The organism is Amylibacter marinus, from assembly GCF_030160015.1.
Taxonomy (GTDB): Bacteria; Pseudomonadota; Alphaproteobacteria; order Rhodobacterales; family Rhodobacteraceae; genus Amylibacter; species Amylibacter marinus.
Genome location: NZ_BSNN01000002.1, coordinates 869361 through 894348, shown reverse-complemented (window position 1 = coordinate 894348; position 24988 = coordinate 869361). Strand labels below are relative to the sequence as shown.

The 24988-nt window shown below is 52.5% G+C and carries 23 protein-coding genes; 15 read left to right on the top strand and 8 right to left on the bottom strand.

Annotated features, from left to right (window positions below):
• Positions 1–10 precede the first annotated feature (10 nt).
• Genes tatB through QQL62_RS05225 form a run of 3 tightly spaced genes read left to right on the top strand, consistent with a single transcriptional unit; the run spans position 11 to position 2174 of the window.
• Entirely contained in the window at positions 11–469 is a 459-nt protein-coding gene (tatB, locus tag QQL62_RS05235) for a Sec-independent protein translocase protein TatB (protein ID WP_284376710.1), read from the top strand.
• Positions 469–1353 (top strand): twin-arginine translocase subunit TatC, encoded by an 885-nt coding sequence (gene tatC / locus QQL62_RS05230; RefSeq protein ID WP_284376708.1) that lies wholly within the window; start codon positions 469–471, stop codon positions 1351–1353. The genes tatB and tatC overlap by 1 nt, the downstream gene beginning before the upstream one ends.
• A complete protein-coding gene (locus QQL62_RS05225) occupies positions 1350–2174 on the top strand; it encodes an ATP-binding protein (protein WP_284376706.1) in 825 nt (274 codons plus the stop codon). Before tatC ends, QQL62_RS05225 begins: the two co-directional genes overlap by 4 nt.
• Positions 2175–2216: 42 nt before the next feature.
• On the opposite strand, the gene hppD is transcribed toward QQL62_RS05225, so the two are convergent.
• A complete protein-coding gene (hppD, locus tag QQL62_RS05220) occupies positions 2217–3329 on the bottom strand; it encodes a 4-hydroxyphenylpyruvate dioxygenase (RefSeq protein WP_284376704.1) in 1113 nt (370 codons plus the stop codon).
• A gap of 124 nt (positions 3330–3453) precedes the next feature.
• Here hppD and QQL62_RS05215 point away from each other — a divergent pair, with 124 nt between their 5' ends.
• Positions 3454–3918: an Lrp/AsnC family transcriptional regulator gene (locus tag QQL62_RS05215; protein WP_284376702.1), complete on the top strand. Its 465-nt coding sequence runs from the start codon at positions 3454–3456 to the stop codon at positions 3916–3918.
• Between the two features lie 48 nt (positions 3919–3966).
• On the opposite strand, the gene QQL62_RS05210 is transcribed toward QQL62_RS05215, so the two are convergent.
• Genes QQL62_RS05210 through surE form a run of 3 tightly spaced genes read right to left on the bottom strand, consistent with a single transcriptional unit; the run spans position 3967 to position 6474 of the window.
• Positions 3967–5028, bottom strand: coding sequence for a peptidoglycan DD-metalloendopeptidase family protein (locus QQL62_RS05210; RefSeq protein WP_284376700.1), 1062 nt, complete (start codon positions 5026–5028; stop codon positions 3967–3969).
• Between the two features lie 58 nt (positions 5029–5086).
• Complete coding sequence (locus tag QQL62_RS05205) at positions 5087–5722, bottom strand: protein-L-isoaspartate(D-aspartate) O-methyltransferase (RefSeq protein WP_284376698.1); 636 nt, start codon at positions 5720–5722, stop codon at positions 5087–5089.
• Positions 5719–6474, bottom strand: coding sequence for a 5'/3'-nucleotidase SurE (gene surE, locus QQL62_RS05200; RefSeq protein WP_284376692.1), 756 nt, complete (start codon positions 6472–6474; stop codon positions 5719–5721). Before surE ends, QQL62_RS05205 begins: the two co-directional genes overlap by 4 nt.
• Before the next feature lie 251 nt (positions 6475–6725).
• Here surE and QQL62_RS05195 point away from each other — a divergent pair, with 251 nt between their 5' ends.
• Entirely contained in the window at positions 6726–8300 is a 1575-nt protein-coding gene (locus QQL62_RS05195) for a bifunctional metallophosphatase/5'-nucleotidase (RefSeq protein ID WP_284376689.1), read from the top strand.
• 82 nt (positions 8301–8382) lie between these two features.
• On the opposite strand, the gene serS is transcribed toward QQL62_RS05195, so the two are convergent.
• Positions 8383–9675 (bottom strand): serine--tRNA ligase, encoded by a 1293-nt coding sequence (serS, locus tag QQL62_RS05190; RefSeq protein ID WP_284376687.1) that lies wholly within the window; start codon positions 9673–9675, stop codon positions 8383–8385.
• Positions 9676–9874: 199 nt separating this feature from the next.
• Between serS and yajC the strand changes: the two genes are divergently transcribed.
• The 7 genes from yajC to rarD all read left to right on the top strand — a co-directional run bounded on the left by yajC (position 9875) and on the right by rarD (position 15752).
• Positions 9875–10204 carry a preprotein translocase subunit YajC gene (yajC, locus tag QQL62_RS05185; protein ID WP_284376684.1) on the top strand — a complete coding sequence of 110 codons (330 nt, stop codon included), beginning with the start codon at positions 9875–9877 and terminating at the stop codon, positions 10202–10204.
• A 27-nt stretch (positions 10205–10231) separates the two neighbouring features.
• Positions 10232–11893, top strand: a complete 1662-nt coding sequence (secD, locus tag QQL62_RS05180) for a protein translocase subunit SecD (RefSeq protein WP_284376682.1) — start codon at positions 10232–10234, stop codon at positions 11891–11893.
• A gap of 10 nt (positions 11894–11903) precedes the next feature.
• Positions 11904–12872: a protein translocase subunit SecF gene (secF, locus tag QQL62_RS05175; RefSeq protein ID WP_284376680.1), complete on the top strand. Its 969-nt coding sequence runs from the start codon at positions 11904–11906 to the stop codon at positions 12870–12872.
• Positions 12872–13624, top strand: a complete 753-nt coding sequence (locus QQL62_RS05170; protein ID WP_284376678.1) for a sulfite exporter TauE/SafE family protein — start codon at positions 12872–12874, stop codon at positions 13622–13624. The genes secF and QQL62_RS05170 overlap by 1 nt, the downstream gene beginning before the upstream one ends.
• 37 nt (positions 13625–13661) lie before the next feature.
• On the top strand, positions 13662–14015 hold the full coding sequence (locus QQL62_RS05165) for an Mth938-like domain-containing protein (protein WP_284376676.1): 354 nt from the start codon (positions 13662–13664) through the stop codon (positions 14013–14015).
• Positions 14016–14077: 62 nt separating this feature from the next.
• Positions 14078–14686: a superoxide dismutase gene (locus QQL62_RS05160; RefSeq protein WP_284376674.1), complete on the top strand. Its 609-nt coding sequence runs from the start codon at positions 14078–14080 to the stop codon at positions 14684–14686.
• Between the two features lie 190 nt (positions 14687–14876).
• The gene (gene rarD / locus QQL62_RS05155) at positions 14877–15752 is read left to right on the top strand and encodes an EamA family transporter RarD (RefSeq protein WP_284376672.1); all 876 of its coding nucleotides are present in this window, start codon (positions 14877–14879) and stop codon (positions 15750–15752) included.
• On the opposite strand, the gene QQL62_RS05150 is transcribed toward rarD, so the two are convergent.
• Positions 15740–16300 carry an LOG family protein gene (locus tag QQL62_RS05150; RefSeq protein WP_284376667.1) on the bottom strand — a complete coding sequence of 187 codons (561 nt, stop codon included), beginning with the start codon at positions 16298–16300 and terminating at the stop codon, positions 15740–15742. The genes rarD and QQL62_RS05150 overlap by 13 nt on opposite strands.
• Before the next feature lie 49 nt (positions 16301–16349).
• Here QQL62_RS05150 and QQL62_RS05145 point away from each other — a divergent pair, with 49 nt between their 5' ends.
• Together QQL62_RS05145 and QQL62_RS05140 are read left to right on the top strand one after the other, a co-directional pair.
• Positions 16350–17516: a LysM peptidoglycan-binding domain-containing protein gene (locus QQL62_RS05145; RefSeq protein ID WP_284376665.1), complete on the top strand. Its 1167-nt coding sequence runs from the start codon at positions 16350–16352 to the stop codon at positions 17514–17516.
• A gap of 53 nt (positions 17517–17569) precedes the next feature.
• Positions 17570–19399: an ABCB family ABC transporter ATP-binding protein/permease gene (locus QQL62_RS05140; RefSeq protein WP_284376662.1), complete on the top strand. Its 1830-nt coding sequence runs from the start codon at positions 17570–17572 to the stop codon at positions 19397–19399.
• Between the two features lie 64 nt (positions 19400–19463).
• On the opposite strand, the gene QQL62_RS05135 is transcribed toward QQL62_RS05140, so the two are convergent.
• Both QQL62_RS05135 and QQL62_RS05130 read right to left on the bottom strand, forming a co-directional pair.
• A complete protein-coding gene (locus QQL62_RS05135) occupies positions 19464–22790 on the bottom strand; it encodes an efflux RND transporter permease subunit (protein ID WP_284376657.1) in 3327 nt (1108 codons plus the stop codon).
• Positions 22787–23851 (bottom strand): efflux RND transporter periplasmic adaptor subunit, encoded by a 1065-nt coding sequence (locus QQL62_RS05130; RefSeq protein ID WP_284376655.1) that lies wholly within the window; start codon positions 23849–23851, stop codon positions 22787–22789. Before QQL62_RS05130 ends, QQL62_RS05135 begins: the two co-directional genes overlap by 4 nt.
• A gap of 299 nt (positions 23852–24150) precedes the next feature.
• Between QQL62_RS05130 and panB the strand changes: the two genes are divergently transcribed.
• Complete coding sequence (panB, locus tag QQL62_RS05125; protein WP_431355749.1) at positions 24151–24942, top strand: 3-methyl-2-oxobutanoate hydroxymethyltransferase; 792 nt, start codon at positions 24151–24153, stop codon at positions 24940–24942.
• Positions 24943–24988: the final 46 nt, after the last annotated feature.

Here is a 24988-nt window from a genome sequence, read left to right as displayed (position 1 = left end):
TCGTATACTTATGTTAGATATTGGATGGTCTGAAATGGTCGTGGTCGGCGTTGTGGCGCTGATCGTTGTGGGCCCCAAAGATTTGCCGATGATGTTTCGCAAGGTGGGAAATTTCGTTGGCAAAGCCCGCGGTATGGCACGCGATTTTCAAAATGCGATGCATGATGCGGCGGATGAATCCGGTGTGAACGAGCTGAAGAAATCTATCCAAGATGTGAGCAATGTTAAGGATATGCAGCTGGATGATCTGGGGCTGGATGATATTGCCCCGGGGGCTACGGATTTCAGCGCCAAAATCGAAACAGGCACGCCAAAGGCAGAGACTAGCGCGCCTGCGGCTAAGGCATCTGCGGTGAAGAAACCAGCCGACAAGGCCGCACCCAAGAAACCCGCCGCCAAAAAAGCACCGGCGAAAAAACCTGCCGCACAGAAAACCGCCAAGAGACCTGCGGCCAAGAAAGCACCCTAATGAGTGAGATTGATGAAGAACTGGCGATCGAGCAAAGCTCGGCACCGTTGATCGAGCATCTGGCAGAGCTGCGCACCCGTTTGATCCGCTCTGTCGCGGCCTTTGTGGTGGCGATGTTATTGGTGTTTGTGGTGGCAGAACCCTTGCTGGAGTTTCTGTTTGACCCCATCCGCCGTATCCTAGAGGAAAACGGCCAAGATGCGCGGCTGATCTTTACCGCCCCGCAAGAGAAGTTTTTCACGCTTTTCCGGATCTCTATTTTGGGTGGCTTGGCTGTGGCATTCCCTGTGATTGCCCATCAGATGTGGCGCTTTGTGGCGCCGGGCCTGTATCAGAACGAAAAAGGGGCTTTCCTGCCCTTTATCATTGCCTCGCCTATCTTGTTTATCATTGGCGCATCCTTTGCGCATTATGTGGTTACCCCGTTGGCAATGCGGTTTTTCATTGGTTTTGGCGATGTATTACCCGCGATTACGGATTTGTTGAGCAATGGGGACGTGGGCGAGATTGCTGATCCTGCTGCCAGCCAGAAATTAGAGACGGTCTTCTTGGGATCGGTGAAGGAAAGTCTGGATATCACATTGAAATTCATCTTTGCCTTTGGCCTATGTTTCCAGTTGCCGGTACTGCTGACCCTGCTGGGGATGGCGGACATTGTATCGGCGCAGGGCCTAAAGGATATGCGTAAATACGCTGTAGTTGGCATTCTGATATTGGCCGCAATCGTTACACCCCCTGATGTGATTACCCAGCTGATCCTGTTTAGCGTTGTATATCTTTTGTACGAGGTTTCGATTCAGTTGGTCAGCTTCGTTGGCAAGCGACGCGAGGCGCGATTGCGCGCTGATGGGTATTATGATGATGAGTTCGAGAGCGAAGAATGAGCGAGCACCTAGAGCGCATCGCATCGGCGCTGGAGCGCTTGGCCCCGGCCCCCTTGGCCGCCCCTGACTTCACCGCCTGTGATGCCTATCTGTGGCAAACCGCACCCGAGGCCCTGATTGCTGTGCCACGGGTATCGCATGTGCCCCTTGATCTGTTGTTGGGGGTGACGCGGTCGCGCGATACCCTCTTGAAAAACACCACACAATTTGCCGCTGGATTGCCGGCAAATAATGCCCTGCTATGGGGCGCGCGCGGCATGGGGAAATCATCGCTGGTAAAGGCCGTTCACGCCGCTGTTTCTGGGGTTAAGCTGATCGAGATACAGCGCGAAGACCTGAACAGTATTGGGGTGCTCTTGAATATTTTACGCACCTCTTCAGAGCGTTTTTTGTTGTTTTGTGATGATCTAAGCTTTGATCATGATGATACGGCCTATAAATCGCTGAAGGCGGTTTTGGATGGTGGGGTAGAGGGGCGCCCAGAAAATGTGCTGTTTTATGCCACCTCTAATCGCCGTCATTTGATGGCCCGCGATATGATCGAGAACGAGCGCGGATCGGCGGTAAACCCATCTGAGGCAGTAGAAGAGAAGGTTTCTTTGTCCGATCGCTTTGGTCTGTGGTTGGGGTTCCATGCCTGTGATCAGGATACCTATTTGGGCATCATCCGCGGCTATTGCGATCATTTCAATGTATCGATTTCGGATGCGGATTTGCGCGCCGAGGCCATCGAGTGGCAGGCAACCCGCGGATCGCGATCTGGGCGGGTTGCATGGCAGTATTTTACCGATCTTGCGGGGCGCAAGGGGATAAAGCTATAGGCTACGGGGCCCTGTGAACGGCCCCGGTGCTTATTCTGCCGTTTATTCCGCGGGCTCTGCTTCTAGTACACCGCGGCGGATTTGATCTGCCTCGATAGATTCAAATAGGGCGCGGAAATTGCCCTCGCCAAACCCATCATCGCCCTTGCGCTGAATGAATTCGAAAAAGATTGGCCCGATAACGGTTTTAGAGAATATCTGTAGCAGAATGCGGGTTTCGCCGCCGCCCAAGACACCCTCGCCATCAATCAGAATGCCGTGTTTTTCCATCTGATCAAGGGGTTCTGTGTGGCCAGTTACCCGTTCGTGAGACATCTCGTAGTAGGTGGCGGGGGGCTTTGGCATAAAGCGCATGCCCGCATTTGCGATCCGATCTGTAGCGCTATAGATATCCTCGGATGCTACTGCGATGTGCTGAATGCCCTCGCCATTATAGCGCTTTAGGTATTCCTCGATCTGGGACTTATCATCAGTAGATTCGTTGATCGGAATGCGAATTTTACCATCAGGTGATGTAAGGGCACGTGACAACAGGCCTGTATGTTTCCCTTGGATGTCAAAGAATTTGATCTCTTTGAAATTAAAGGTTTCTGAGTAGAATTTATACCATGTGTCCATGTTGCCACGGATTACATTATGCGTCAGGTGATCCAGATAATAAAACCCAAATCCGGTGGGGTTTGGGTTGGCTTCGCCGATCCAATCATACTGTGTATCATAGCAAGAGCCATCCTCGCCGTATGTATCCACGAAATACAACAAAGAGCCGCCAATGCCGATTACGGCGGGTACATCCAATGATTTGCCGGTGCCTGTGTATTCTGTGGCCCCAAGGTCTAACGCGCGTTTCAGCGCCACCTGTGCATCAACCACGCGCCACGCCATGGCGGGGGCGCAGGGGCCGTGTTCGGTCGCGAATTGTGCGCCTTGGCTATCGGGCTCGGCGTTGAGCAAATAGTTGATGTCGCCCTGACGGTAGAGGGTGATGTCCTTGCTCTTGTGCTTGGCTACGGGCGCAAATCCCATTTGGCGAAAGGTTGCGTCCAGCTTTTCTGGCTCTGTATGGGCAAATTCTACAAACTCAAAGCCGTCGGTGCCGGCTGGGTTTTCTGCGCTTATTGTTGCCTTTGGAGCATTATGTGGAAACGGGCCCATGGGGAATCCTTTCTGATTGTTTTCACCACTATAGGGTCACGCCCCTGCACAGATGTTGCATTCTATGTATGGATTATCGTAAAATCACACAAAATGTGCAATATTTAAGCTTTTGGTGCGTGAAATGGTTTTGGATGGGTATGATGTAGCGATTTTAACCGCATTGCAGGGGGATGGTGCGATGACCAATGCGACCCTTGGGGGGCAGGTTGGCTTATCTGCATCGCAATCCTCGCGCAGGCGTGCAGCCCTAGAGGCGGCGGGCCTGATACTGGGCTATGGGGCGCGGGTCGATGCGGGGAAACTGGGCTTTGGGTTTCGAGCAATGACGCGGGTGAATTTGCGCAGCCATAGCCAAGAGCGCGATAGCGATTTCAGCCGCTTCATCGAAAGTTGCTCTGAGGTGCGTGCGGCATTCTCGGTATCTGGGGATGCGGATTATGTTCTGGATATTCGGGTACGCGATTTGGAAAGCTTTGCACGGTTCATTCATGAACAGCTGTTGCCCCATCCGCAGGTTTCGCAGGTGCAGTCAGAAATAGTGTTGAAAACACTGAAAGAGAAGGCTGGGGTGGATTTAACCCGCTAGGCGCCCTGGCCGATTATCGGGGCCTAGCGGTGTGGTGATCGATAGTGCCTATAGATAGGGTGCGGGATCGACCGCTTGGGTGCCTTTGCGTACTTCGAAATGCACAAATGGTGGATTGCCGCCGGCCACAATGCCAATCGGCTCGCCGCGTTTAACCTTTTTACCCTTGGTCAAGGTCACATTGGTGACGTTGGAATAGACCGTGTAGATATTGTTCGCATGTCGGATCAGCACGATGGTGGTATCCCCAACAGAGCCTGAAATAAGCGCCACTGTCCCATCGCCCGCCGCCGTAACGGCCGTGCCGGTCGCGGCGGCATAATCGATACCTTCGTTGCCGCCTGACTTATTGGAAAACCCGCGCAGAACTTTGCCGTTTACCGGTTTGGACAACTTGCTGGTTTTTGGTGCCGGAGCTGGGGTGGCGGGTTTAGGTGTGGCCTTGGGTAGGGGTTTTGACGCGCTTGGCGGTGTCGGAGCCACGGTACCGGTGCCAGGCTTTGGGGGTTGGGATTGTGGGGGAGTTGCACCTGTGGGTATCAGCAGGCGCTGACCTGTGCGCACGGATAACTCGCGATCTAAACCATTCCAAGAGGCCAAAGAGGTTACCGAAACCCCGTAGAGGCGCGCGATGGTAAAGGCGGTTTCGCCACTGCGTACCGTATGGCGCACGGGGGCTTGGCCTGACTGGACGTTGGGGGATGTATCATCAGCAGAATCCAGCGCGCTAGAGGCGATATCCTCAAATGAGCCAGAACTCAGGCTAGCACCATCGGGAATAGCGAGGATCTCGCCCTTGCGGAGGGGGGCATCTGCTTTTAGGCCATTATGGCGGGCCAATGTATCGGCGGAAATCCCCACTCTGGTGGCTACATCAGACACTGTTTCGTCGCGCAGCGCCACTGCGACCTGATAATCCGGATAGGTGATCACCCCATTCGCATCGGCGGCGGGGCGTTGATCTGCGCCTGAACCTTCGATTGCGGGGGGGCGATCCACCAGATCACCAATGTCATTTAGCGTAAAGTCAGGGTCACAGGCGCTAAGCCCAAACCCGACGAAGCCAGACAGCAACACCATTTTTGGAAAATTTTGTACTTTCAATGACATAAGCCTGTTCCTACTGTTCTTGTTGTCCAGATTTTTTACTGGATCATTCCTGTGTTCGCTATGCGAGGCCAGCCAAAAGCGGCACAAATCGCACATCCTCTAATTCTTCGTATTCCAGCCCTGTGTCGGTTTTTGTGATTTTTATCAGGGTTTGAACAGTGCTGGATTGCCCTACGGGCAGTACCATAATACCGCCCTCTTTCAGCTGAGCCAAGAGGTTTGCGGGGGGGTCCTCGGCGGCGGCGGTCAAAATGATGCGATCGAAGGGCGATTGCGTAGGTAGGCCGTGGCTACCATCACCGGTAATGACGGTTACGTTGACCAATTCCAGATCCAGAAGGGTCTGATTTGCGTTGCGTGCCAAATCGGCAAATCGTTCTATAGTGTAGACACGCCTGGCCAATTGGCTAAGAACCGCGGCCTGAAATCCAGTGCCGGTGCCGATTTCCAGCACCTTGTGGCGGGGGCCAACATCCAAGGCTTGGGTCATTTTGGCAACCACCGAGGGTTGGCTGAGAGTTTGGCCAGAGGCAATGGGCAGGGCCGTGTCCTCGTAGGCACGGCTTAGGAAGGCTGGCGTGGTGAAGGGCTCGCGGGGGATCAGCTCCATTGCCTGTAGCACGCGGGTATCCGACACGCCGTTGTTTTTCAGCATCAGGATGTATTGCATCAATGTTTCTACAGGTGTGTTCATAGCTGACGCAGCCGCGATAGCGTGGATTGGTTGGTTAAATCTACACCGCAGGGGGTGATGGCGATTTGGTTATTCATATTGGCCTGAACATCACTGCCTGCGCCGGTACTTTCGTGTTGGGGGCGGCCGATGATGTGATAGCCATCTGCGCCGGCCTCGCTGTGAAAAGGGGCGCCGCGGCGAAACCCTTGGGTGGTGAATTCATGCCCCAGAACATCGGCACCGCTACAGGGAGGGAAATTTACGTTGTAATGGATGGGGCGATCCTCGTGGCGCCATATATCTGCATCCAGCAGGGTTTTTATGGTCTGTAACCCATGTGCGCGGGCGGCATCAAAGGTATCAATATCCGCCAACTGAGGGCCATAAAACTGTGATAGGGCGATGGCGGGGATCCCTTGCAGGGCGGCCTCGAGGCTGGCGCCAACTGTACCAGAGTAAAGGGTGTTTTGCGCGGCGTTATTGCCCTTGTTTACACCTGATAGCACCAAGTCAGGCATCGTGGGCATGGCATTGTAAATCCCCAGCAGCACTGTATCAGCAGGGGTACCATGCACCGCCCAGCGGTTGGGGCCGCGCCGTTCCATCTGGATGGTTTGTTTATAGCTGATGGCGTGGCCCATGCCCGATTGTTCGGCGGCAGGGGCGACCGTAAAAATCTCAGCTTCATCCGTAAGGCCAAGCGCGATATCATAAAGTGCGCAAAGGCCCGGTGCATCCAGACCATCATCATTTGTAAGTAAGATTTTCATCCGCTCGCCCGACTGTTTTAATATGTGCTAGACCAGTTTAGAGCTCGTGAAAAGACACCTAGCATAAAAAACCGATGGGCGTTGCGCATGGGACTCGCAGGTGCACAAAGCAACGCAGGGTTTATCCTAGGGCCAAATATTAACGCTTTGGGGAATCGGAGAGCGATGTCATAGTATTGTTATATAACCTGTTTACCATGTTCATTTGATGGGCCTGCACTCTGCCAAAGCCCAAAATAAGGGAGACATAGATGTCTATTAAACTTTTATCCTCTGCGGCTGTTTTGGCTGTTTCTGCCCATGCGGCGATGGCCGACTACACTCTGACAGTGCTACACACCAATGATTTTCACGCACGCTTTGAACCGATCAGCAAATACGACAGCGGGTGTAACGAAGAAGACAACCAAGAGGGCAAATGCTTTGGCGGGTCTGCGCGATTGGTGAATGCGGTGGCCGATGCGCGGGCGCGGTCAAATAATTCCATCCTTGTGGATGGGGGTGACCAATTCCAAGGCACGCTATTTTACACCTATTACAAGGGTAAAGTCGCCGCCGAGATGATGAACAAGATGGGCTATGATGGCATGACCGTGGGCAATCATGAATTCGATGATGGCCCAGAAGTTCTACGCGGATTCATGGATGCGGTGAATTTTCCTGTTTTGATGTCGAATGCGGACGTAACACAAGAGCCATTGCTGGCGGAAAAATTGCTTAAGTCTACGGTGATCGAACGCGGTGGCGAGAAGATCGGGATGATCGGCTTGACGCCAGAGGATACAGACGAGCTGGCCAGCCCAGGTAAGAACGTAACCTTTAGTGATCCGGTAGCGGCGGTGCAGGGCGAGGTCGATCGCTTGAGCGCCATGGGCGTGAACAAAATCGTCGTTTTATCGCACTCTGGATATGATGTGGACCTAAAGGTCGCCGCCGAAGTTACCGGTGTGGATGTGATCGTGGGGGGGCATTCCAATACATTGCTGTCCAATACAAACGAACGCGCTAAGGGTGCCTATCCAACAATGGTAGGCGATACAGCTGTGGTTCAGGCCTACGCCTATGGTAAGTTCTTGGGTGAATTAAACGTAACCTTTGATGATGAAGGCAAGATCAAGACCGCAGTGGGTGAACCGATTGTGATTGATGCCGCTGTTGTTGAGGATGCCGCGACCAAGGCCCGCATCGGGGAATTGGCAAAACCATTGCAAGAAATCCGCGAACGGGTTGTGGCATCTTCGGCGGCGGACATCGAGGGGGACCGCGCCGTGTGCCGTGTGCAGGAATGTGCTATGGGCAACTTGATTGCTGATGCGATGTTGGCGCGGGTTAAGGATCAGGGCATTTCCATAGCGATCCAAAATTCGGGCGGTGTGCGGGCCTCTATGGACACGGGCCCGGTTACCATGGGCGAAGTTTTGACCGTGCTGCCTTTCCAAAACACGCTTTCTACCTTTGAAGTATCAGGGCAAACGGTGATTGATGCGCTGGAAAATGGCGTATCGCAAGTTGAAGAGGTGAAGGGGCGCTTCCCGCAGGTTGCTGGTTTGAAGTTCACGTGGGATATGTCTGTGGCACCAAATGAAGGCCGCGTATCAGATGTGATGGTTGCACAGGATGGTGGCTTTGTGGCGATTGATCCTGAGGCGACCTATGGGGTGGTGTCCAACAACTATGTGCGCGGTGGCGGCGATGGCTATAAGATGTTTACAACAGCCGCCAATGCCTATGATTTTGGCCCTGATTTGGCAGATGTGGTTGCGGAATATATGGCCGCATCAGGTGATTACGCCGCCTATACCGATGGCCGTATCACCCAAAAATAATATTTATCACTAAAAGAAAAGGCCCCGATTTCAGGGGCCTTTTTATTATGCTGATTTTGGGCTGGGGTATTAGGCCTGATAATTAGGCTAGGGTACCATCTGGCTGGATTGTTGTCTTTCCACCTAGATAGCTGTGCAGTACCTCTGGCAATTTCACAGACCCATCGGCCTGTTGGCCATTTTCCAAAACTGCGATCAAACAGCGCCCAACGGCCAATCCTGATCCATTCAGCGTATGCAAGAATTCTGGTTTCTTTTCGCCGGCGCGTTTAAAACGCGCATTCATGCGCCGTGCCTGAAAATCGCCACATGTGGAACAAGAGCTGATCTCGCGGTAGGTGTTTTGACCGGGCAACCAAACCTCGATATCATTGGTGCGACGCGCCCCAAATCCCATGTCACCCGTGCATAGGGTAACCGTGCGATAGGCCAACCCCAGTTTCTCCAAAATACCCTCAGCACATTTGGTCATGCGGGCCAGCTCTGCGTCTGACTCCTCGGGTTTGGTTACGGATACCATTTCGACCTTTTCGAATTGGTGCTGGCGTAACATACCTGATGTATCACGCCCCGCACTGCCAGCTTCTGATCTAAAGCACAGCGAATGTGCCGTGTAGCGGCGCGGCAGGCTGTCTTCGTCTAGGGTGTGGCTCGACACGATGTTTGTCAGGCTGACCTCGGATGTCGGGATCAGCCACCAGCCATTGGTGGTTTGGTAGCTGTCTTCGGAAAATTTCGGCAACTGCCCGGTGCCCATCATGGCCTCGTCGCGTACCAGAACGGGGGCGTTGATCTCTGTTAGGCCATTTTCACCTGTATGTGTATCCAGCATGAATTGCGCCAACGCGCGGTGAATACGCGCCACGGCACCCGATAGGATGACAAAGCGAGATCCTGATAATTTAGCCGCTGTTTCAAAATCCATGCCACGGCGCACTGCCGGGATATCAAAATGTTCTACTGCATCAAAATCAAGCGTTGGCGGCGTGCCATGCTTGTGAACCTCTACATTGTCGTTTTCATCGGTGCCATCAGGCACATCGGCGTAGGGCAGGTTAGGGATGGTAAGTAATAGATCATTCAGTTTGGCGTCCTCGGCCTTGGCCTCTTCGTCCAATGTGGCGATCTCGGCCTTTTTCTGGCTGACCAGCGCGCGTAGGCGTTCGAACTCAGCATCGTTCCCCGAGGCCTTGGCAGCACCGACGTTTTTAGACGCGGCGTTGCGTTCTGCCAACGCGGCCTCTGCGCGGGTGATTTTTTCGCGCCGTGCGGTATCGATGGCCAAAATCTGGGACGAAATAGGCGCAACACCTCGGCGGGCCAATGCGGCATCAAATTCGGCGGGGTTTTCGCGAATGGCGCGGATATCGTGCATGATCTTACCTTGAGATGAATGTGTTTGGCGCGGTTATGCACCAAATTGCCCCAGAGGTTAAGGGGGATTTATGCCAAAGCGTGTAGCTGGTTGAATAATGCGTGATCTGTCATGTCTTGCAACTGTGCTCTATGGCCTATAGGTATCTTTCAGTTAAGATTCTTGGGGCCAAGGCCCATAGTAAAATAAGGGATATATTATGTTTGCATCACCTGCATACGCACAGGCCGCTGGTGGCGGTTTCGGAAGTGGCATTGGCGGAGTTATTCCGTTTGTTATGATTTTCGCGATCATGTATTTCTTGATGATCCGCCCACAACAAAAGAAGATCAAAGAACATCAGGCGATGGTAAAGGCACTGCGTAAGGGCGACAAGGTTGTGACCGCCGGTGGAATCGTTGCCAAGGTTGTCAAGGTTGGCGCCGAGGGTGAAAACGAGATCGAGGTGGAAATCGCAGCTGGCACCAAGGTTAAGCTGATCCAAAGTACAATTACACATGTGCTGAACAAGACCGAGCCCGCTAAATAATATCGTTTTCTGAATAGGCCCATTTCTATGTTGCAATTTTCACTGTCGAAGAAGCTGTTGATCTGGGGCGTTGTGCTCCTTGGGTTTTTGTTTGCCTTGCCAAATGGGTTTTATTCCCGTGTAGAGCAGGTGAATGATGCCCGCGCCGCCATAGAGGCCGGCCAAAGTTCAGAAGAACTAACCGTAAAGGCCGCTGATTGGCCCAGCTTCTTGCCAGCTAGTCTGGTGAATTTGGGCTTGGATTTGCGCGGGGGTGCGCATTTGTTGGCCGAGGTTCAGGTGGAACAGGTTTATACCGCCCGCATGGACAGCTACTGGCCTGTGGTGCGTGATGCGCTGCGCGAAGAGCGCGAGACCATCGGTACGATCCGCCGCGCCGATGGGCCGGATTCAGAATTGCGTGTTCGGATTTCAAATCCAGAAAACATCGCACGCGCCGTAGAGGTTGTGCGCGGATTGGCAACCCCAGTTGTTAGCCTGTCTGGTGCGGGTGCCAATGACATTGATGTATCCAGCGCAGGCGATACGGTGATTGTGCAATTATCCGAGGCAGAGCGGCTCGCCACAAATACCCGTACTATGGATCAATCCTTGGAAATCATTCGCCGCCGTGTAGACGAGGCGGGCACACGTGAACCGACCATTCAACGCCAAGGCGAAGATCGTATTTTGATCCAAGTGCCCGGTGTTGGATCTGCCGAGGAATTGAAAGAAATCATTGGTAAAACTGCGAAGCTGACGTTTCATGCGGTCGAGGGGCGCACGCAGGATGCGGCGACGCGGGTTACGTCTCGTCAGTTCTTGGCTCCCTCTATTGATGAACCTGGGGTTTACTACGCTTTAAAGAAAACACCTGTGATATCTGGCGAGCATTTGGTTGATGCACAGCCTTCGTTCGATCAAAACAACAGCCCAGCGGTAAGTTTTCGTTTGAATCCAACAGGGGGGCGTATTTTTGGCGAATATACTGCCAATAATATCGGTAGGCCCTTTGCTATTGTGTTGGACAACGAAGTTGTATCCGCCCCTACAATTCAAAGCCATATCCCAGGCGGTTCTGGCATTATCACTGGTAATTTCACTGTAGAAAGCACGACACTCTTGTCTATTCAGCTGCGCGCAGGTGCTTTGCCCGCAGAGCTGATCTATTTACAGGAACAAACCGTTGGGCCAGATTTGGGCCAAGACAGTATTGATGCGGGCAAGCGGGCCTGTATCGTGGCGTTTATTGCGGTGCTGGTGTTTATGGTGCTGAGCTATGGTCTGTTTGGATTGTTTGCGAATATCGCGTTGATTGTAAACGTGGCTTTGATTTTTGCATTGCTGAGCATCATCGGTGCGACGCTGACCCTGCCGGGGATTGCGGGGATTGTTTTGACAATCGGTATGGCGGTGGATGCCAATGTATTGGTGTTTGAGCGTATTCGCGAAGAGCTGAAGAAAGCCAAGAGTCCTGTGCGCGCCATCGAGTTGGGCTACGAGCGTGCCTTTAGTGCGATTATTGATGCCAATATCACCACGTTGATCGCGGCCTTTATTCTACTGGCCTTTGGGTCTGGTCCTGTTAGGGGCTTCTCTATCACATTGGGCTTGGGGATTATCACCTCGGTCTTTACCGCAATTTGGGTGACCCGCCTGTTGATATCCATCTGGATGCGCAGCAAAAACCCAAAAACCATAGAAGTTTAGGAGCAAAGACATGCGATTGAAACTGGTTCCCGCTGAAACAAGCGTTGATTTTTTCAAAATCACCAAAGCGACCTTTGGGGCATCGATTTTGGCAATGATTGCCTCGATTATTCTGTTTTTTACTATGGGGTTGAATTACGGCATTGATTTCCGGGGTGGTACAACCATCCGTACGGATTCTACACAGGTGGTCGATGTGGCGGCCTATCGCGCGGTATTAGAGACATTAGAGCTGGGCGATATTTCGGTAATCGAAATTAAAGATCCCCTGCGCGATGATTTGAATGCCACGCAGATCCGTTTTGAAACCCAAGAGGGCGAAGAAGCGGCGTCTGTGGATACAGTTAAGGCGGTAAAGGATGCATTGCTTGGGATCGATCCAAATATGACATTCCCACAAACCGAGAGCATTGGCCCCGAGGTATCTGGCGAGCTGGTTAAAAGTGCCGTAATCGCGGTGTTGGCGGCGGTATCTGCGGTGTTATTCTATATTTGGTTGCGTTTTGAATGGCAGTTTTCGGTGGGAGCCGTGGCGGCCTTGGTGCATGATATCGTGCTGACCATTGGGATATTCAGCCTGCTACAGATCAAATTTGATCTAGCTATTATCGCGGCTTTGCTAACGATTGTTGGCTACTCCTTGAATGATACGGTGGTGGTATTTGACCGCGTGCGGGAAAACTTGCGCAAGTATAAAAAGAAGCTGTTGAAAGACGTTCTGAACCAATCAATCAACGAAACCCTAAGCCGAACCGTGATGACCTCAATCACCACGCTCATTGCCCTGATCAGCCTGTTTGTGCTGGGTGGCGATGTTATTCGCGGTTTTGTCTTTGCGATGATTTGGGGCGTGATTGTGGGGACCTATTCATCTGTATTCGTAGCATCAGCCATTCTATTGCGTCTTGATGTAAAGCGCGATTGGGACAAAACCAATGACGGCAAGGCGGGTACGCAATTCGCCGGTATTGACGCCTGATGCTCTGGCAAGCCATCAGTTATGATGGCTTATGGATTTTGGTTTTAGCGGTTTTTCTAGCTGGGCTGGTGCGCGGGTTTGCTGGCTTTGGCACCTCGATGGTATTTATGCCAATTGCTGCGGGGGTTGCGGAACCAGTTCACTGTATTCTGATGTTAATGGCTTTTGATATATTTGGGCCTTTGGTGCTGTTGCCCCGCGCGTGGCGCGATGGCGAGCCACGGGACGTGGGGCTGTTGGGGGTTGGCGCGATACTCGGCCTGCCGGTGGGGATATATTTGCTTTTGCTGTTGGACCCGTTGGTGTTTCGTTGGTTGGTCTCAATCCTTGCGCTGGGCATGCTGGCCCTGCTGGGTAGTGGCTGGCGCTATCGTAACCCGCTGAGTGATGTTCTGACTGTGGTGGTTGGTTGGGCTGGCGGATTTTTGGGTGGGATTGCAGCCCTGCCAGGGCCACCGGTAATCCTGTCCTATATGTCCAGCCCGCGTGCACCACAGGTGATCCGCGGCAATATGATCCTTTATCTATTTTTGATTGATATTCTGAGCATCCTTATCTTCGCCCTAAAGGGCTTGCTGCTGGCGTTACCCTTGCTGATTGGGGCTGTCTTATCTGTGCCCTATGCAATTGCAGGCATGATGGGAACGTGGATATTTAACCCTGCCAAAGAGGCCCAATACCGCCGCGTTGCCTTTATTTTGATCGCCAGCAGCGCGATCGCTGGCCTGCCTATTTGGGGTTTTGGTGAATAGAATTGCGCGCAATGGCAAAGCTGGGTAAAACCACGTTATGCAAGTGAACGAAATCACATTTTCCAATCAGTTGCCCATAGATGCCTATGGGCCTGGATTTTTCCGTGTGGATGAAAAAGTTCTGTCGGGGCCAGTGTTTGTCACCCCTTCTGGGGTGCGCGCTTGGCAAGGGCTAGAGGATTTTGAGCCTTTGATTCAATCACAGGCGCATGTTGACGTTTTGCTGATTGGTATGGGGCCCAATCTGGTGCCCCTGTCGCGGGCATTGCGCGATGCACTGGATCACGCCGAGGTGCCCTATGAGATTATGTCCAGCCCCAGTGCCTGTCGTACATTTAATGTTTTGTTATCCGAAGGGCGCCGCGTTGCAGTTGCGGCAATCCCTGTTTAAGCTTTCCACCGCCAGCCCTTTGTTTTAGAGTTCGGCGAAATCACCAAACTATGGAGGCCCCAATGGCTTTTGAACTTCCTGATCTACCCTATGCACATGATGCGCTGGCCGCGGGCGGCATGTCCGCTGAAACCATGGAATTCCACCATGATCTGCACCACGCTGCCTATGTAACCAATGGCAACAAATTGATCGAAGGCACCGAATGGGCCGATAAATCACTAGAAGAGATCATCACCGGCACATATGATGCCAGCGCCGTTGCGCAAAACGGTATCTTTAACAACATTTCACAATTGTGGAACCACAACCAATTCTGGGAAATGATGGGCCCCTCTGGTCGTCAAATGCCCAGCGAGTTAGAGGCGGCATTGGTCGAAAGCTTTGGTTCTGTAGCAGCATTTAAAGATGCCTTCGCCGCTGCGGGTGCTGGTCAGTTCGGCTCTGGCTGGTGCTGGTTGGTTAAGAACGCTGATGGCAGCTTGGCTGTCACCAAGACTGAAAATGGTGTGAATCCATTGTGCTTCGGTCAAACTGCCTTGTTGGGCTGTGATGTTTGGGAGCATTCCTACTACATCGATTTCCGGAATAAGCGCCCCGTTTACCTATCTAACTTCCTAGAGAACTTGGTTAACTGGGAAAATGTAGCTGCGCGTTTAACTTCTGCTTAAATCCTGACCAGAATTGGCCATTTTGTTCAAAAAATGGTTGACTCTCAAGTAGATTGAATGGATGTTGTAATCCTGAGACACCGCTGAGCAACGGGAGGACTAAATTTTCGGATTTAGGTTGCATTAGCAAAAGACCCCGCTGATCCGTCAGCGGGGTTTATTTTTGCCCAAATGGCGAATGGAAACCCCGATGAAGGAAGACGTAAAGGCGGTATGCGCCATGGGCTTGGCCTGCTGTATTTGGGGGCTTTCGGCCCTGTATTACCGCGCCATTGACCACATCCCACCCCTAGAGGTTCTTAGCCATCGCACGCTATGGGCGGCTTGTTTTATTGGGATATTGTTGCGAATCGAGGGCCGCATAGTAGCGGTGCCCCTGCGTCAGATTTGGGTGGTTATGGCGGCCTCAGTATTGATCAGCGTGAATTGGTTTCTGTTTATTTATGCGGTGCAAATTGGGGCTGTGGCCCAGACCAGCCTTGGGTATTACATGTTCCCTTTGGTGGCGGTGGTCTTGGGGGCACTGTTTCTGCGCGAAGAACTCAGTAGGATGCAATGGGCGGCGGTTATTCTGGCTGGTTTAGCCGTTGTAATTCTAAGTATCGGACAGGGGCAGTTGCCATGGGTGTCGGTGATGCTGGCGCTGACGTTTGGTCTATATGGTTTGGTTAAGAAGCCCCTGAGCTTGGGCCCGAAACAATCGGTTTTTTGGGAGGTGCTCTTGTTGTTTCCCTTGGCGCTGATTTGGCTACTTGGGGTACATTTTTTGGGCTGGCGCGGTGTCGTAGATGCACAGGGCGGCTGGTTTGGAACAGGCTGGAATACCCTGTTGCTGATGTTCTCGGGGGTGCTAACCGGCGGCCCCTTGGTATTGATGGCCTATGCGATGAAGCGCCTGCGCTTGGCAACCGTTGGTTTGGTGCAATATGTAAACCCGACCTTGCAGTTTATTCTAGCAACACTGATCTTTATGGAACCCTTTGGCGGGGAACATTTGCTGGCCTTTGGGCTGATCTGGCTTGGGTTGGGGATCTATTCTTGGGAAGCGCTGCGTCAAGAAAAGTGATCTGCAAGGGCAAAATCAAGGTCAGAAACTGTTTCAAGCACGCGAAAGTATTGGGTATTCCCCTCTGGTACGAATCCCTCGGCGATTTGGTGATTGATCAGTGCGATCAGATGATCCCAATAACCCGCGGTATTTATTATGAAACAGGGCTTTTGATGCAGGCCTAATTGGCGCCATGTGATCAATTCGAAAAATTCGTCCAGCGATCCCAATCCACCGGGCAACAGAACAAATGCATCTGCATTCATGACCATGATCTTTTTACGCTCGTGCATGTTTTCGGTAACCACCAGCGTCGAAAGATCACGTTTCGCGACCTCGCCACGCATCAGGTGTTGTGGGATCACGCCAAAGGTATCCCCGCCGCAGTCCTGCGCGCCCTGTGCAACGGCACCCATTAACCCAATGTCACCCGCGCCATAGACCAATCGATGCCCACGTTTTGCGATTAACTCACCGGTTGCGACGGCGGCTTGTAGGTATTCAGGTCGCGTGCCGTCGCGATGGGCGCAATAGACACAAATGGATTTTTTGCTTTGTGAAATCATAATAAATCCTTACACCTAAGATAGAGCTGGGCCAAGGGGAAGATTATCGATGGGTTTCGAACGGGCAGACCAAGAACAGGATCCGCATAAGAAAATGGTGATAACACTTGCCTGTATTGCGGGGGTTGCCTCTGTGATTGGGTTATTGTGGCCCTATGACCCGCCCGAGATGGTGTCTGCCAAATCGCGCATCCCAGCAGATGCGCGCCAAGTGTCCGATGCGGGTCAAACAAGTGCTGTGAGCGTGGCTACGACCACAGATCAACGCGGTGATAAACGCGCCGCTGGCAATCGAGATAACATCGCGCCAGCCGGCGCAAGCACGGCGTCATCAGCCCAAGATGCGGCGCCGGCAGGGGATGCGAACCTTGTCACAACAGATACCCCAACAGGCCCAATCGAAACACCAACATCAGAAGAAAGCGCAAGCATTAATCCGCCCCAGCCCAGCTTTGATCTGCTGCGCGTAGATGAAGACAATAGCGCGTTATTTGCGGGCAAGGCCGCGCCGAATTCATCCGTAACATTGCTGGGCAACGGCACAGCTCTTGGCCAAACCCAAACGGATTCGCACGGGGCATTTGTATTTATGTTGGACCTACCAGAAGGGGACAGTGCAATGCAGATGCAACTGGAACAGGGGGGGGTTACCTCTGGGGAGCAGGTGCTGGTGATCCCACAAGCCCCAAACAGCAATGCAGAGCCTCAGGCCCCAAAAATTGTCGTGGCCGAGGCCGAGATAGCAGAGGTGGTACAAGATAATGTAACGCCCAATCGCGCTATTATCGCAGACCTCTCGCTTGATACGATTAATTATTCCGATGCAGGTCATGTGATTTTGGCGGGACGCGGGGCCTCGGATCAATCCGTGCGCGTCTATGTGGACAATCACCCCGTCAGCCTTGGCGCAATCGATGACGGGCGCTGGAGTTTTGAAATCCCAAATATCGACGAGGGGATTTATACCCTGCGGGTGGATTCGATCGATGAAACCGGCGCGGTGGTCGAGCGCGTCGAAAGTCCGTTTCAGCGTGTTGATGTGGCGGCATTAGAGGGGGCGGTTACCATTCAGCCCGGATTTACCCTATGGCATTTAGCAGAGCAAAAATATGGGTCCGGTGCACGCTTTGTACAGATATACGAGGCTAACAAGGATATCATCAAAGATCCTGATATGATTTTCCCTGGGCAGGTATTTGATTTGCCGGAAAATTAACTGGTCAATTATGAACCGCAGGACTATGTTTTCCTCTCTGAGGAGAAACCCATATGGCATCAATCATTACATCTACCGAACCCGTTAACCGCCGCCAAGCAAAGCGCGTAATCAAAAGCGTTATTCCATATCTGTGGCCGAAGAAACGGCTGGATATAAAAATGCGCGTTGTGCTGGCCTTGATTGCGCTGGTGCTGGCCAAGGTGGTTGGGGTGCTGTTGCCATTCTTCTACAAGGGCGCGGTAGATGCGCTGGCGCCAGAGGGCGGTACTGATCAAACAGTTTATATGCTGACCGCGGGGGCTGTTGGCTTGACATTAGCCTACGGTGTGATGCGGTTGTTGTCGGTGGGGTTCAATCAGTTGCGGGATGTTATTTTTGCAGTGGTGGGCCAGCGCGCCCTGCGCCAGCTGGCGTTGGAGACCTTTCGTCATATGCACAACCTATCTCTGCGGTATCATATCACGCGTAAAACCGGTGGTCTTAGCCGGATTATCGAGCGCGGGGTAAAGGGGGTAGAGTTTCTATTACGCTTTATGCTGTTCTCTATCGGGCCGTTGATCCTAGAATTGATCTTCATCGCGGGTATTTTGTATTTCGTTTTGGATGTGCGGTATTTGGCGGTGGTTGTCGTGACCATTGGTTTGTACATTTGGTTTACCTTTGCGGTGACCGAATGGCGGGTAAAGGTGCGCAAAATCATGAACGACCGCGATACCGATGCAAATCAAAAGGCCATCGATAGCCTGTTGAATTTCGAAACTGTGAAATATTTTGCAGCCGAGGAACGCGAGGCCTTGCGCTATGACGACAGCATGCGTCAATACCAAGATGCGGCCCTGACCACCAGCTATTCGCTGGCGTTTCTAAATTTTGGGCAGGCGGTTTTGATCACGGCCGGCTTGGTTGGTGTGATGGTTATGGCCGCTATCGAGGTACAGGCCGGTACCCTGACAGTCGGGGATTTTGTACTGGTGAATGCCTATATGATTCAAATCACCATGCCGTTGAATTTTCTAGGCACGGTGTACCGCGAAATTCGCCAAGCCTTGGTGGATATGGGTGAGATGTTTGATTTGCTGGGCCAACCGGCCGAAGTGATTGATGCACCCAATGCGCCCGATTTGGTGATACAGGGCGGCGAGATCAGCTTTGAGGCGGTTGATTTTGGATACACCACAGATCGTGCGATTTTAACCGGATTGAATTTACGTGTTGGCAAGGGGGAAACCGTTGCCGTTGTGGGGCCGTCTGGGTCTGGGAAATCCACCATTGGGCGTTTGTTGTTCCGGTTCTATGATGTCGGGGGGGGCGCGGTTAAAATCGATGGCCAAGACCTGCGCGATGTAACGCAGCGCTCTGTGCATAATGCGCTGGGGATTGTGCCGCAAGATACGGTTTTGTTCAACGATACGGTTGGTTACAATATCGCCTATGGGCGTGATGGTGCCACGCATGAACAGGTGGTTTCCGCTGCCAAGGCCGCTAAAATTCACGATTTTATTATGTCTTTACCTGATGGTTATGACACGACGGTGGGCGAGCGTGGGCTGAAGCTATCTGGGGGCGAGAAACAGCGGGTTGGCATTGCCCGGACCCTGTTAAAGGATCCGCCGATCTTGGTATTAGACGAGGCAACATCGGCGCTGGATACCGAAACCGAGCGTGACATTCAGGACTCTCTACGCGATATGGGCGCCGGGCGCTCTGTAATCACCATTGCCCATCGTCTGTCAACGGTAGTGGATGCAGATAAGATCGTGGTGCTGGAGCAGGGGCAGATCAGCGAGGCAGGTAGCCATGAAGAGTTACTGGATTTAGGAGGGCGGTATGCGCATATGTGGCATACACAGGCCGCCGAGGAAGAGATGGAAGAGGCCTAGGCCCAAAAATAACCTAAGCGGTTCAGATCCTTTGGCGGTGATCCCGCCAAAGGTTTTTTTATGTCTAGGCCTTGGGTGTAAATCCAAAGATGCGGCCCAACCCCACCATGACCCAGATGCGTAGGGCCAAGAGAGAGGGGGTTAGAACCAAGGTTAGCACAGTGGCAACCCCCAAACCAAAGACCACCGCAGTGGCCAGCTGTTTCCACCACAGAGCAGTTGGCTGATCGATGGTATAGCCACCATCCGCAAAGTTGATCGAAATACCCAGCATCATTGGCGTAAGACCTGCCATGGTAGTAAGAGTGGTTAGGATAACCGGACGAATACGTGCCTGTGCGGTTTTGTAAATCGCCTCAATCTGGGGCATCCGGCGGGAATATTCCTGATAGGTATCGATCAGTACAATGTTATTGTTCACCACAATCCCCGCCAGGGCCACAATCCCCGTACCTGTCATGATCACAGAAAACGGCTGTGCCATTATCATCATCCCGATCAACACGCCGGTGGTGGATAGAACCACCGCCAAGAGCACCAGAACCGAGTTATAAAACGAGTTAAACTGGGCCAGCAGGATAACGAACATCAACGCGAGTGCGCCAGAAAAGGCCTGCCCCAAAAAGGCTTGGCTTTCTGCCTGATCTTCTTGATCACCCTGCCATTTCCATTCGATTCCCGCGGGCAGGCGTTGCTCAGCCTCTAGCCATTCGGTGATCTCGGCGATTTTGGCAATGGCATTTACCCCCTCGGCCACATCAGCCTTTATATCGAAATAGCGCACGGAATCCACGCGATCGATCTGGCCCAGTTTTTCAACAGGGGTAAGGGTGATGAAATTGGAAATAGGGATCAAACCTGAACTGGTACGAATGCGTAGGGTTTCCAAGGTGGATAACAGGCGATCCTTTTCAGGCAGGCGTACGCGGATATCGATATCCTCATCCGAGGTATCTGTTGTCATATTACCGAGCTTAAGCCCGCGGGTTACCAGCTGTACCATTGCCCCGACTTGCGCCACATCAGCGTTATAGCGGCCCGCCTTTTCCACATCGACATCAATTTTCCAATCAATCCCAGGTAGGGGGCGGGTGTCTTCGATTTTAACCGGGCCATCGATAGCCTCGTAGTGGGCGCGCACAATCCCCGCAGCGGTTTTCAAATCTTCGAAATTATCTCCTAAAACACGCAATGTCAGGGGCTTGCCCGAGGCGGGGCCTTGGGCCAACTCTAGGATTTCAACCTGAACACCTGGAACATCTTTGATGCGCTCTTCAACCTCGGCCAAAATATCAAAACCCGAGGGCGTGCCTTGGCGCTCTTCCCAAGGGGTGGTTTCAATTTGGATTTGCCCGATGGTATCCAGCGGGGCACTGGCACCGCCGGTGTTGTTATTCAACCCACCATCACCTGCAAAGGCAAAGGCGCTTTGCAATCCATCGATACCCTCGATGCGGCGCTCTACATCGCGCACCAAGGCATCTTTTTCTGCCAAGGATAGATTACCGCGCGCACGCACGTAGATGATGGCATTCTCAGGCTCTGTGGTTACGAAAAATTCGACGCCATGATTATTGGAGCCAAAGGTGGTGAAAGTGCCAAATACAAACCCGACAGTGGCCAGAACCACAACAATTGGCATGTACCATTTCCCAACGATGAATTGGATAAATCGCGAGTAGAAATTTGGGGCGGATTCAAAGTTCTGAATATAGGCTTTGCGCAGAGAGCTGGCCGAAACCGACATCAACAAGCATCCTAGGATAAACAGCACTGTTCCCAAAAGAACCGCGCCCTTCATCAGCATCATCCCACCGAAATAAATCAGGGCGATAGACACCACAACCAGAATCACTCGTTGCCATATGGCGCGCGCACGCAAGCGTTCTGCGGTATTTTCCATAAAGCGGGTCAAGCGCCCTGCAACACCGCCAACAACCGGCAGATATATCAGTGCCACCAGCAGCGATGCCCCCAGAACGTAAATCAGTGTAACCGGTAACATGCCCATAAATTCGCCCGGGACCCCGGGCCAAAACAGCATTGGCAAGAAGGCACAAAGCGTGGTTGCCGTAGAAGATACAATTGGCCAGAACATGCGCTTAGCAGCGGCACCGTAGGCCTGCATGGGGCCAACGCCTTCGGAGATGCGCTTATCGGCGTATTCCACGACAACAATAGCACCATCCACCAGCATACCCACAGCCAAGATCAGGCCAAACATCACCATGTTAGAAATGGTAATCCCCGTGGCCCCCATAATAGCAAAGGCCAGCAGGAAAGATGTGGGAATCGCAAAGCCCACCAACAATGCCGAGCGCACCCCAAGAGCCGCCAGAACAACAATCATCACCAATGCAATGGCTGTCAGAACCGAACCCTCTAGTTGGCTAACCATATCGCCAACTTGGCGGGATTGATCGGATGAATAATTGATGGTGATGGCATTTTTTAGCTCATCGGGCCATTCTGCGGTGGTCGCATCGACCATCTCTTTGACCAGCTCCACGGTGCCAATCAGGTTCACGCCCTTGCGCTTGACCACTTGAATCGCGACCGTTGTCTCGCCATTGAAGCGTGCAGTCCCTAAACGATCCTCGAAGGTAAGGCGAATTTCGGCCAAATCCAATAGGGTGATCACACGGTCGCCATTAACCTTAACAGGCAGGTTATAGACATCCTGTGGTTCGGAAAACGACGACGGGATTTTGATTGCGAAAGCACCGGCGTCGCTCTCGATTTCACCTGCAGCAATTAGCAGGTTGTTATTGGTCACTACATTGATCAACTCACCCGCGGTAACGTTATAGGCCTCTAGTTTCAAAGGATCGATCAGCACCTCTAGCATTTCTTCGCGCTGACCAGCCAGACCTGCTTCTAGCACCTCGGGCATGGCCTCGATTTTATCCTGCAAATCTTTGGCCACTCGATTCATTGTACGCTCTGGCAATTGACCAGAGAGCGAGACCACTAAAATAGGAAATTCCGAGAAGTTGATTTCGTTAATAGTATATTGATCAGCCCCATCTGGGAATTCAGCGGCAGCTTGGTTGGCCTTGTCGCGTACATCCGCGATGGTGGCTGTTTTATCCCAGCCAAATTCGAATTCCAATGCAATCCCGCCGTAGCCTTCGGCCGCAGTGGCGGACATGGTTTTCAACCCATCCAGCTCTTTTAGCTTGTTTTCAAGGGGTTTTACCAACAGCTTCTCGCTGTCTTCGGCGGAAATCCCGGGGAAGGGTACCGAGACAAAGAGGGCGGGGATATCAATATCCGGTTCGCCTTCTTTGGGTAGGCCAAAATAGGCCGCTGTACCTGCGGTCAGCGACATCAAGATGAAAACAATGATCATTCGGGCGCGGGTCGTCGCCCAATCAATTAGACCAGTCATTGTGTTTTATCCTTGTAGGTTACCTTGATTTTGGAGCCGTCGGTGACGTATTCTTGGCCCAAAACGATCACATCGACTGTATCGCCAAGGCCGGTTACCCAGATACCCTCGCGGGTGTCACGGATAACATTGATCGGCATGAACTTGGCGCGGTCTTGATCGGCAACGCGCACCCCAATCAGGCCCTCGCCATTTAGGGTCATGGCGGATTGGGGCAACAGGTGGCCCGTGATCCCCGCCAATGAAATCAAGATATCAGCAGTTGCGCCATCGCGAATTTCCAACTTTTCGTTTGGTACGGTGATTTCCACCAAGAACGTGCGTGTGGTCGGATCAGCAGAGCGAGACAAAAAGGTGACCTGCCCAACCAATTCAGTACCATCGATCAAACGTGCACCAGCCTGTGAACCTACAGAAATGCGGTTCACTTGTTGCTCTGTTGCATAGCCCACCAATTTTATGGGGTTTAGGGCCAAAACGGTGGCACAGGGTGTGCCTGGTTGCATGAAATCCCCCAGCTCAGCGGTATCGGATTCCAGCAATCCATTGAAGGGGGCTACAATTTGGGTGTTTTCCAGATCACTTTGGGCACGATCGACACCAGCGATGGCGGCCTCTAGGGCGGCTTCGCGGGCGATGGCGGTGGTTTCCGAGGCAAAGCCTTTCTTCACCAGATTAGCGCTGGCGGCATTGTTGGCCTCGGCCTCAAGTAATTTGGCCTTGGCTTCGGCCAAGGCGGCGGCCTTTGTGCCGATCTCCAACTCACAGAGCAATTCACCCTTTTCCACCAATGTACCCTTGCGGATCGGGGTGGAAATCACGGCACCTGATGTTTCCGCCTTGACGTTTACGGTTTTGAATGCGGCTGTTTGGCCACGTAATACGATCCCGCTGGTCACCTCTTGTGCAGAGGATTTCATGGCAACCACCGATACCACTTTTTCATCAGCTTCGGCGATTGGTGTGGTGTTTTGCGCCTCGGCACTTTGGCCGCGACCCAGAATGAACATGGCTAAGCCAGCGCAAACAACTAGCGCGATTAGAATGGATGAAATACGCATTATGAGCTCCGATTGGAAAAATTCAGTGGCTTTGGTAAATGTTACGGAATGTTTACGCCTGTCTTTTTAGATAGGCAAGTGACCAGTTGGAGCGGACAATACCGAACAAACTTTCAATTCACTATTTAGGTTTTCTTAATTCTGTCTCGCAATTTCTCACACAACGGATTAGCCTAGGTGAAACCATCGCTGCGCGATGTTAACTTCATTTTGTTAAGGGGGGCGCTATGTCCAGCCAATCCACGGTGTTAAATCAAGCAGACCAAACCAAAGATGTGGGTAAAAAGCCCCGTATAAAAATGACTGTGCCGCGGTTTCGGGCGCAAAAGGGCGGCGCACCTTTGGTATGCCTTACGGCCTACACGGCCCATGTTGCGCACTTGGTAGATGCCGAGGCCGATTGCATTCTGGTCGGCGATAGTCTGGGCATGGTGATCCACGGCATGGACAGCACATTAGGCGTGACAATGGAACATATGATCATGCACGGTCAGGCAGTGATGCGTGGCGCGAGTAAGGCGCTTGTGGTGGTTGATATGCCCTTTGGTAGTTTTGAAGAAAGCCCAGAAGTGGCGTTTCGCAATGCCGCGCGTCTTATTAAAGAGACCGGCTGTACGGCGGTAAAGCTAGAGGGCGGGCGTGAAATGGCCGAAACCATCCGCCATTTGTCTGCGCGCGGTATTCCGGTGATGGCTCATGTGGGCTTGATGCCACAACAGATGAATGTGGCCGGTGGCTTCAAGGCCGTGCGCGACGAAGAGTTTTGGGAAGATGTTATTGCTGATGCCAAGGCCGTAGAGGCGGCGGGGGCCTTTGCTGTGGTGGTAGAGGGCGTGGCCGCAGAGCTGGGCGAGAAAATCACTCGCAACGTTTCGATCCCGACAATTGGCATTGGAGCATCTGTAAATTGCGACGGCCAGATATTGGTGTTCGAAGATATGATCGGTCTGTTCCCACGCGTGCCGACATTTGTAAAACGCTATGGCAACATGGAGGATATGATGATCGATGGCATTCAGCGCTATGCGCAAGAGGTGCGCGATCGGTCGTTTCCTGCCGTTGAGCATACCTACAGCACAAAAAAAGGTTGAACTGGCTGGTACTACGTAACTATTCGCGCTAGGTACTACTGCAATT

Excerpts from the sequence above, each read along its gene's own strand:
- QQL62_RS05165 (WP_284376676.1), top strand. The coding sequence starts at position 13,662 with ATGCAAGTGAACGAAATCACATTTTCCAATCAGTTGCCCATAGATGCC.
- QQL62_RS05140 (WP_284376662.1), top strand. The coding sequence starts at position 17,570 with ATGGCATCAATCATTACATCTACCGAACCCGTTAACCGCCGCCAAGCA.
- secD (WP_284376682.1), top strand. The coding sequence starts at position 10,232 with ATGTTGCAATTTTCACTGTCGAAGAAGCTGTTGATCTGGGGCGTTGTG.
- QQL62_RS05150 (WP_284376667.1), bottom strand. The coding sequence starts at position 16,300 with ATGATTTCACAAAGCAAAAAATCCATTTGTGTCTATTGCGCCCATCGC.
- serS (WP_284376687.1), bottom strand. The coding sequence starts at position 9,675 with ATGCACGATATCCGCGCCATTCGCGAAAACCCCGCCGAATTTGATGCC.
- secF (WP_284376680.1), top strand. The coding sequence starts at position 11,904 with ATGCGATTGAAACTGGTTCCCGCTGAAACAAGCGTTGATTTTTTCAAA.
- surE (WP_284376692.1), bottom strand. The coding sequence starts at position 6,474 with ATGAAAATCTTACTTACAAATGATGATGGTCTGGATGCACCGGGCCTT.
- rarD (WP_284376672.1), top strand. The coding sequence starts at position 14,877 with ATGAAGGAAGACGTAAAGGCGGTATGCGCCATGGGCTTGGCCTGCTGT.
- QQL62_RS05130 (WP_284376655.1), bottom strand. The coding sequence starts at position 23,851 with ATGCGTATTTCATCCATTCTAATCGCGCTAGTTGTTTGCGCTGGCTTA.
- QQL62_RS05225 (WP_284376706.1), top strand. The coding sequence starts at position 1,350 with ATGAGCGAGCACCTAGAGCGCATCGCATCGGCGCTGGAGCGCTTGGCC.
- tatC (WP_284376708.1), top strand. The coding sequence starts at position 469 with ATGAGTGAGATTGATGAAGAACTGGCGATCGAGCAAAGCTCGGCACCG.
- panB (WP_431355749.1), top strand. The coding sequence starts at position 24,151 with ATGACTGTGCCGCGGTTTCGGGCGCAAAAGGGCGGCGCACCTTTGGTA.
- QQL62_RS05210 (WP_284376700.1), bottom strand. The coding sequence starts at position 5,028 with ATGTCATTGAAAGTACAAAATTTTCCAAAAATGGTGTTGCTGTCTGGC.
- tatB (WP_284376710.1), top strand. The coding sequence starts at position 11 with ATGTTAGATATTGGATGGTCTGAAATGGTCGTGGTCGGCGTTGTGGCG.
- QQL62_RS05215 (WP_284376702.1), top strand. The coding sequence starts at position 3,454 with ATGGTTTTGGATGGGTATGATGTAGCGATTTTAACCGCATTGCAGGGG.
- yajC (WP_284376684.1), top strand. The coding sequence starts at position 9,875 with ATGTTTGCATCACCTGCATACGCACAGGCCGCTGGTGGCGGTTTCGGA.
- QQL62_RS05195 (WP_284376689.1), top strand. The coding sequence starts at position 6,726 with ATGTCTATTAAACTTTTATCCTCTGCGGCTGTTTTGGCTGTTTCTGCC.
- QQL62_RS05160 (WP_284376674.1), top strand. The coding sequence starts at position 14,078 with ATGGCTTTTGAACTTCCTGATCTACCCTATGCACATGATGCGCTGGCC.
- QQL62_RS05205 (WP_284376698.1), bottom strand. The coding sequence starts at position 5,722 with ATGAACACACCTGTAGAAACATTGATGCAATACATCCTGATGCTGAAA.
- QQL62_RS05145 (WP_284376665.1), top strand. The coding sequence starts at position 16,350 with ATGGGTTTCGAACGGGCAGACCAAGAACAGGATCCGCATAAGAAAATG.
- QQL62_RS05135 (WP_284376657.1), bottom strand. The coding sequence starts at position 22,790 with ATGACTGGTCTAATTGATTGGGCGACGACCCGCGCCCGAATGATCATT.
- QQL62_RS05170 (WP_284376678.1), top strand. The coding sequence starts at position 12,872 with ATGCTCTGGCAAGCCATCAGTTATGATGGCTTATGGATTTTGGTTTTA.
- hppD (WP_284376704.1), bottom strand. The coding sequence starts at position 3,329 with ATGGGCCCGTTTCCACATAATGCTCCAAAGGCAACAATAAGCGCAGAA.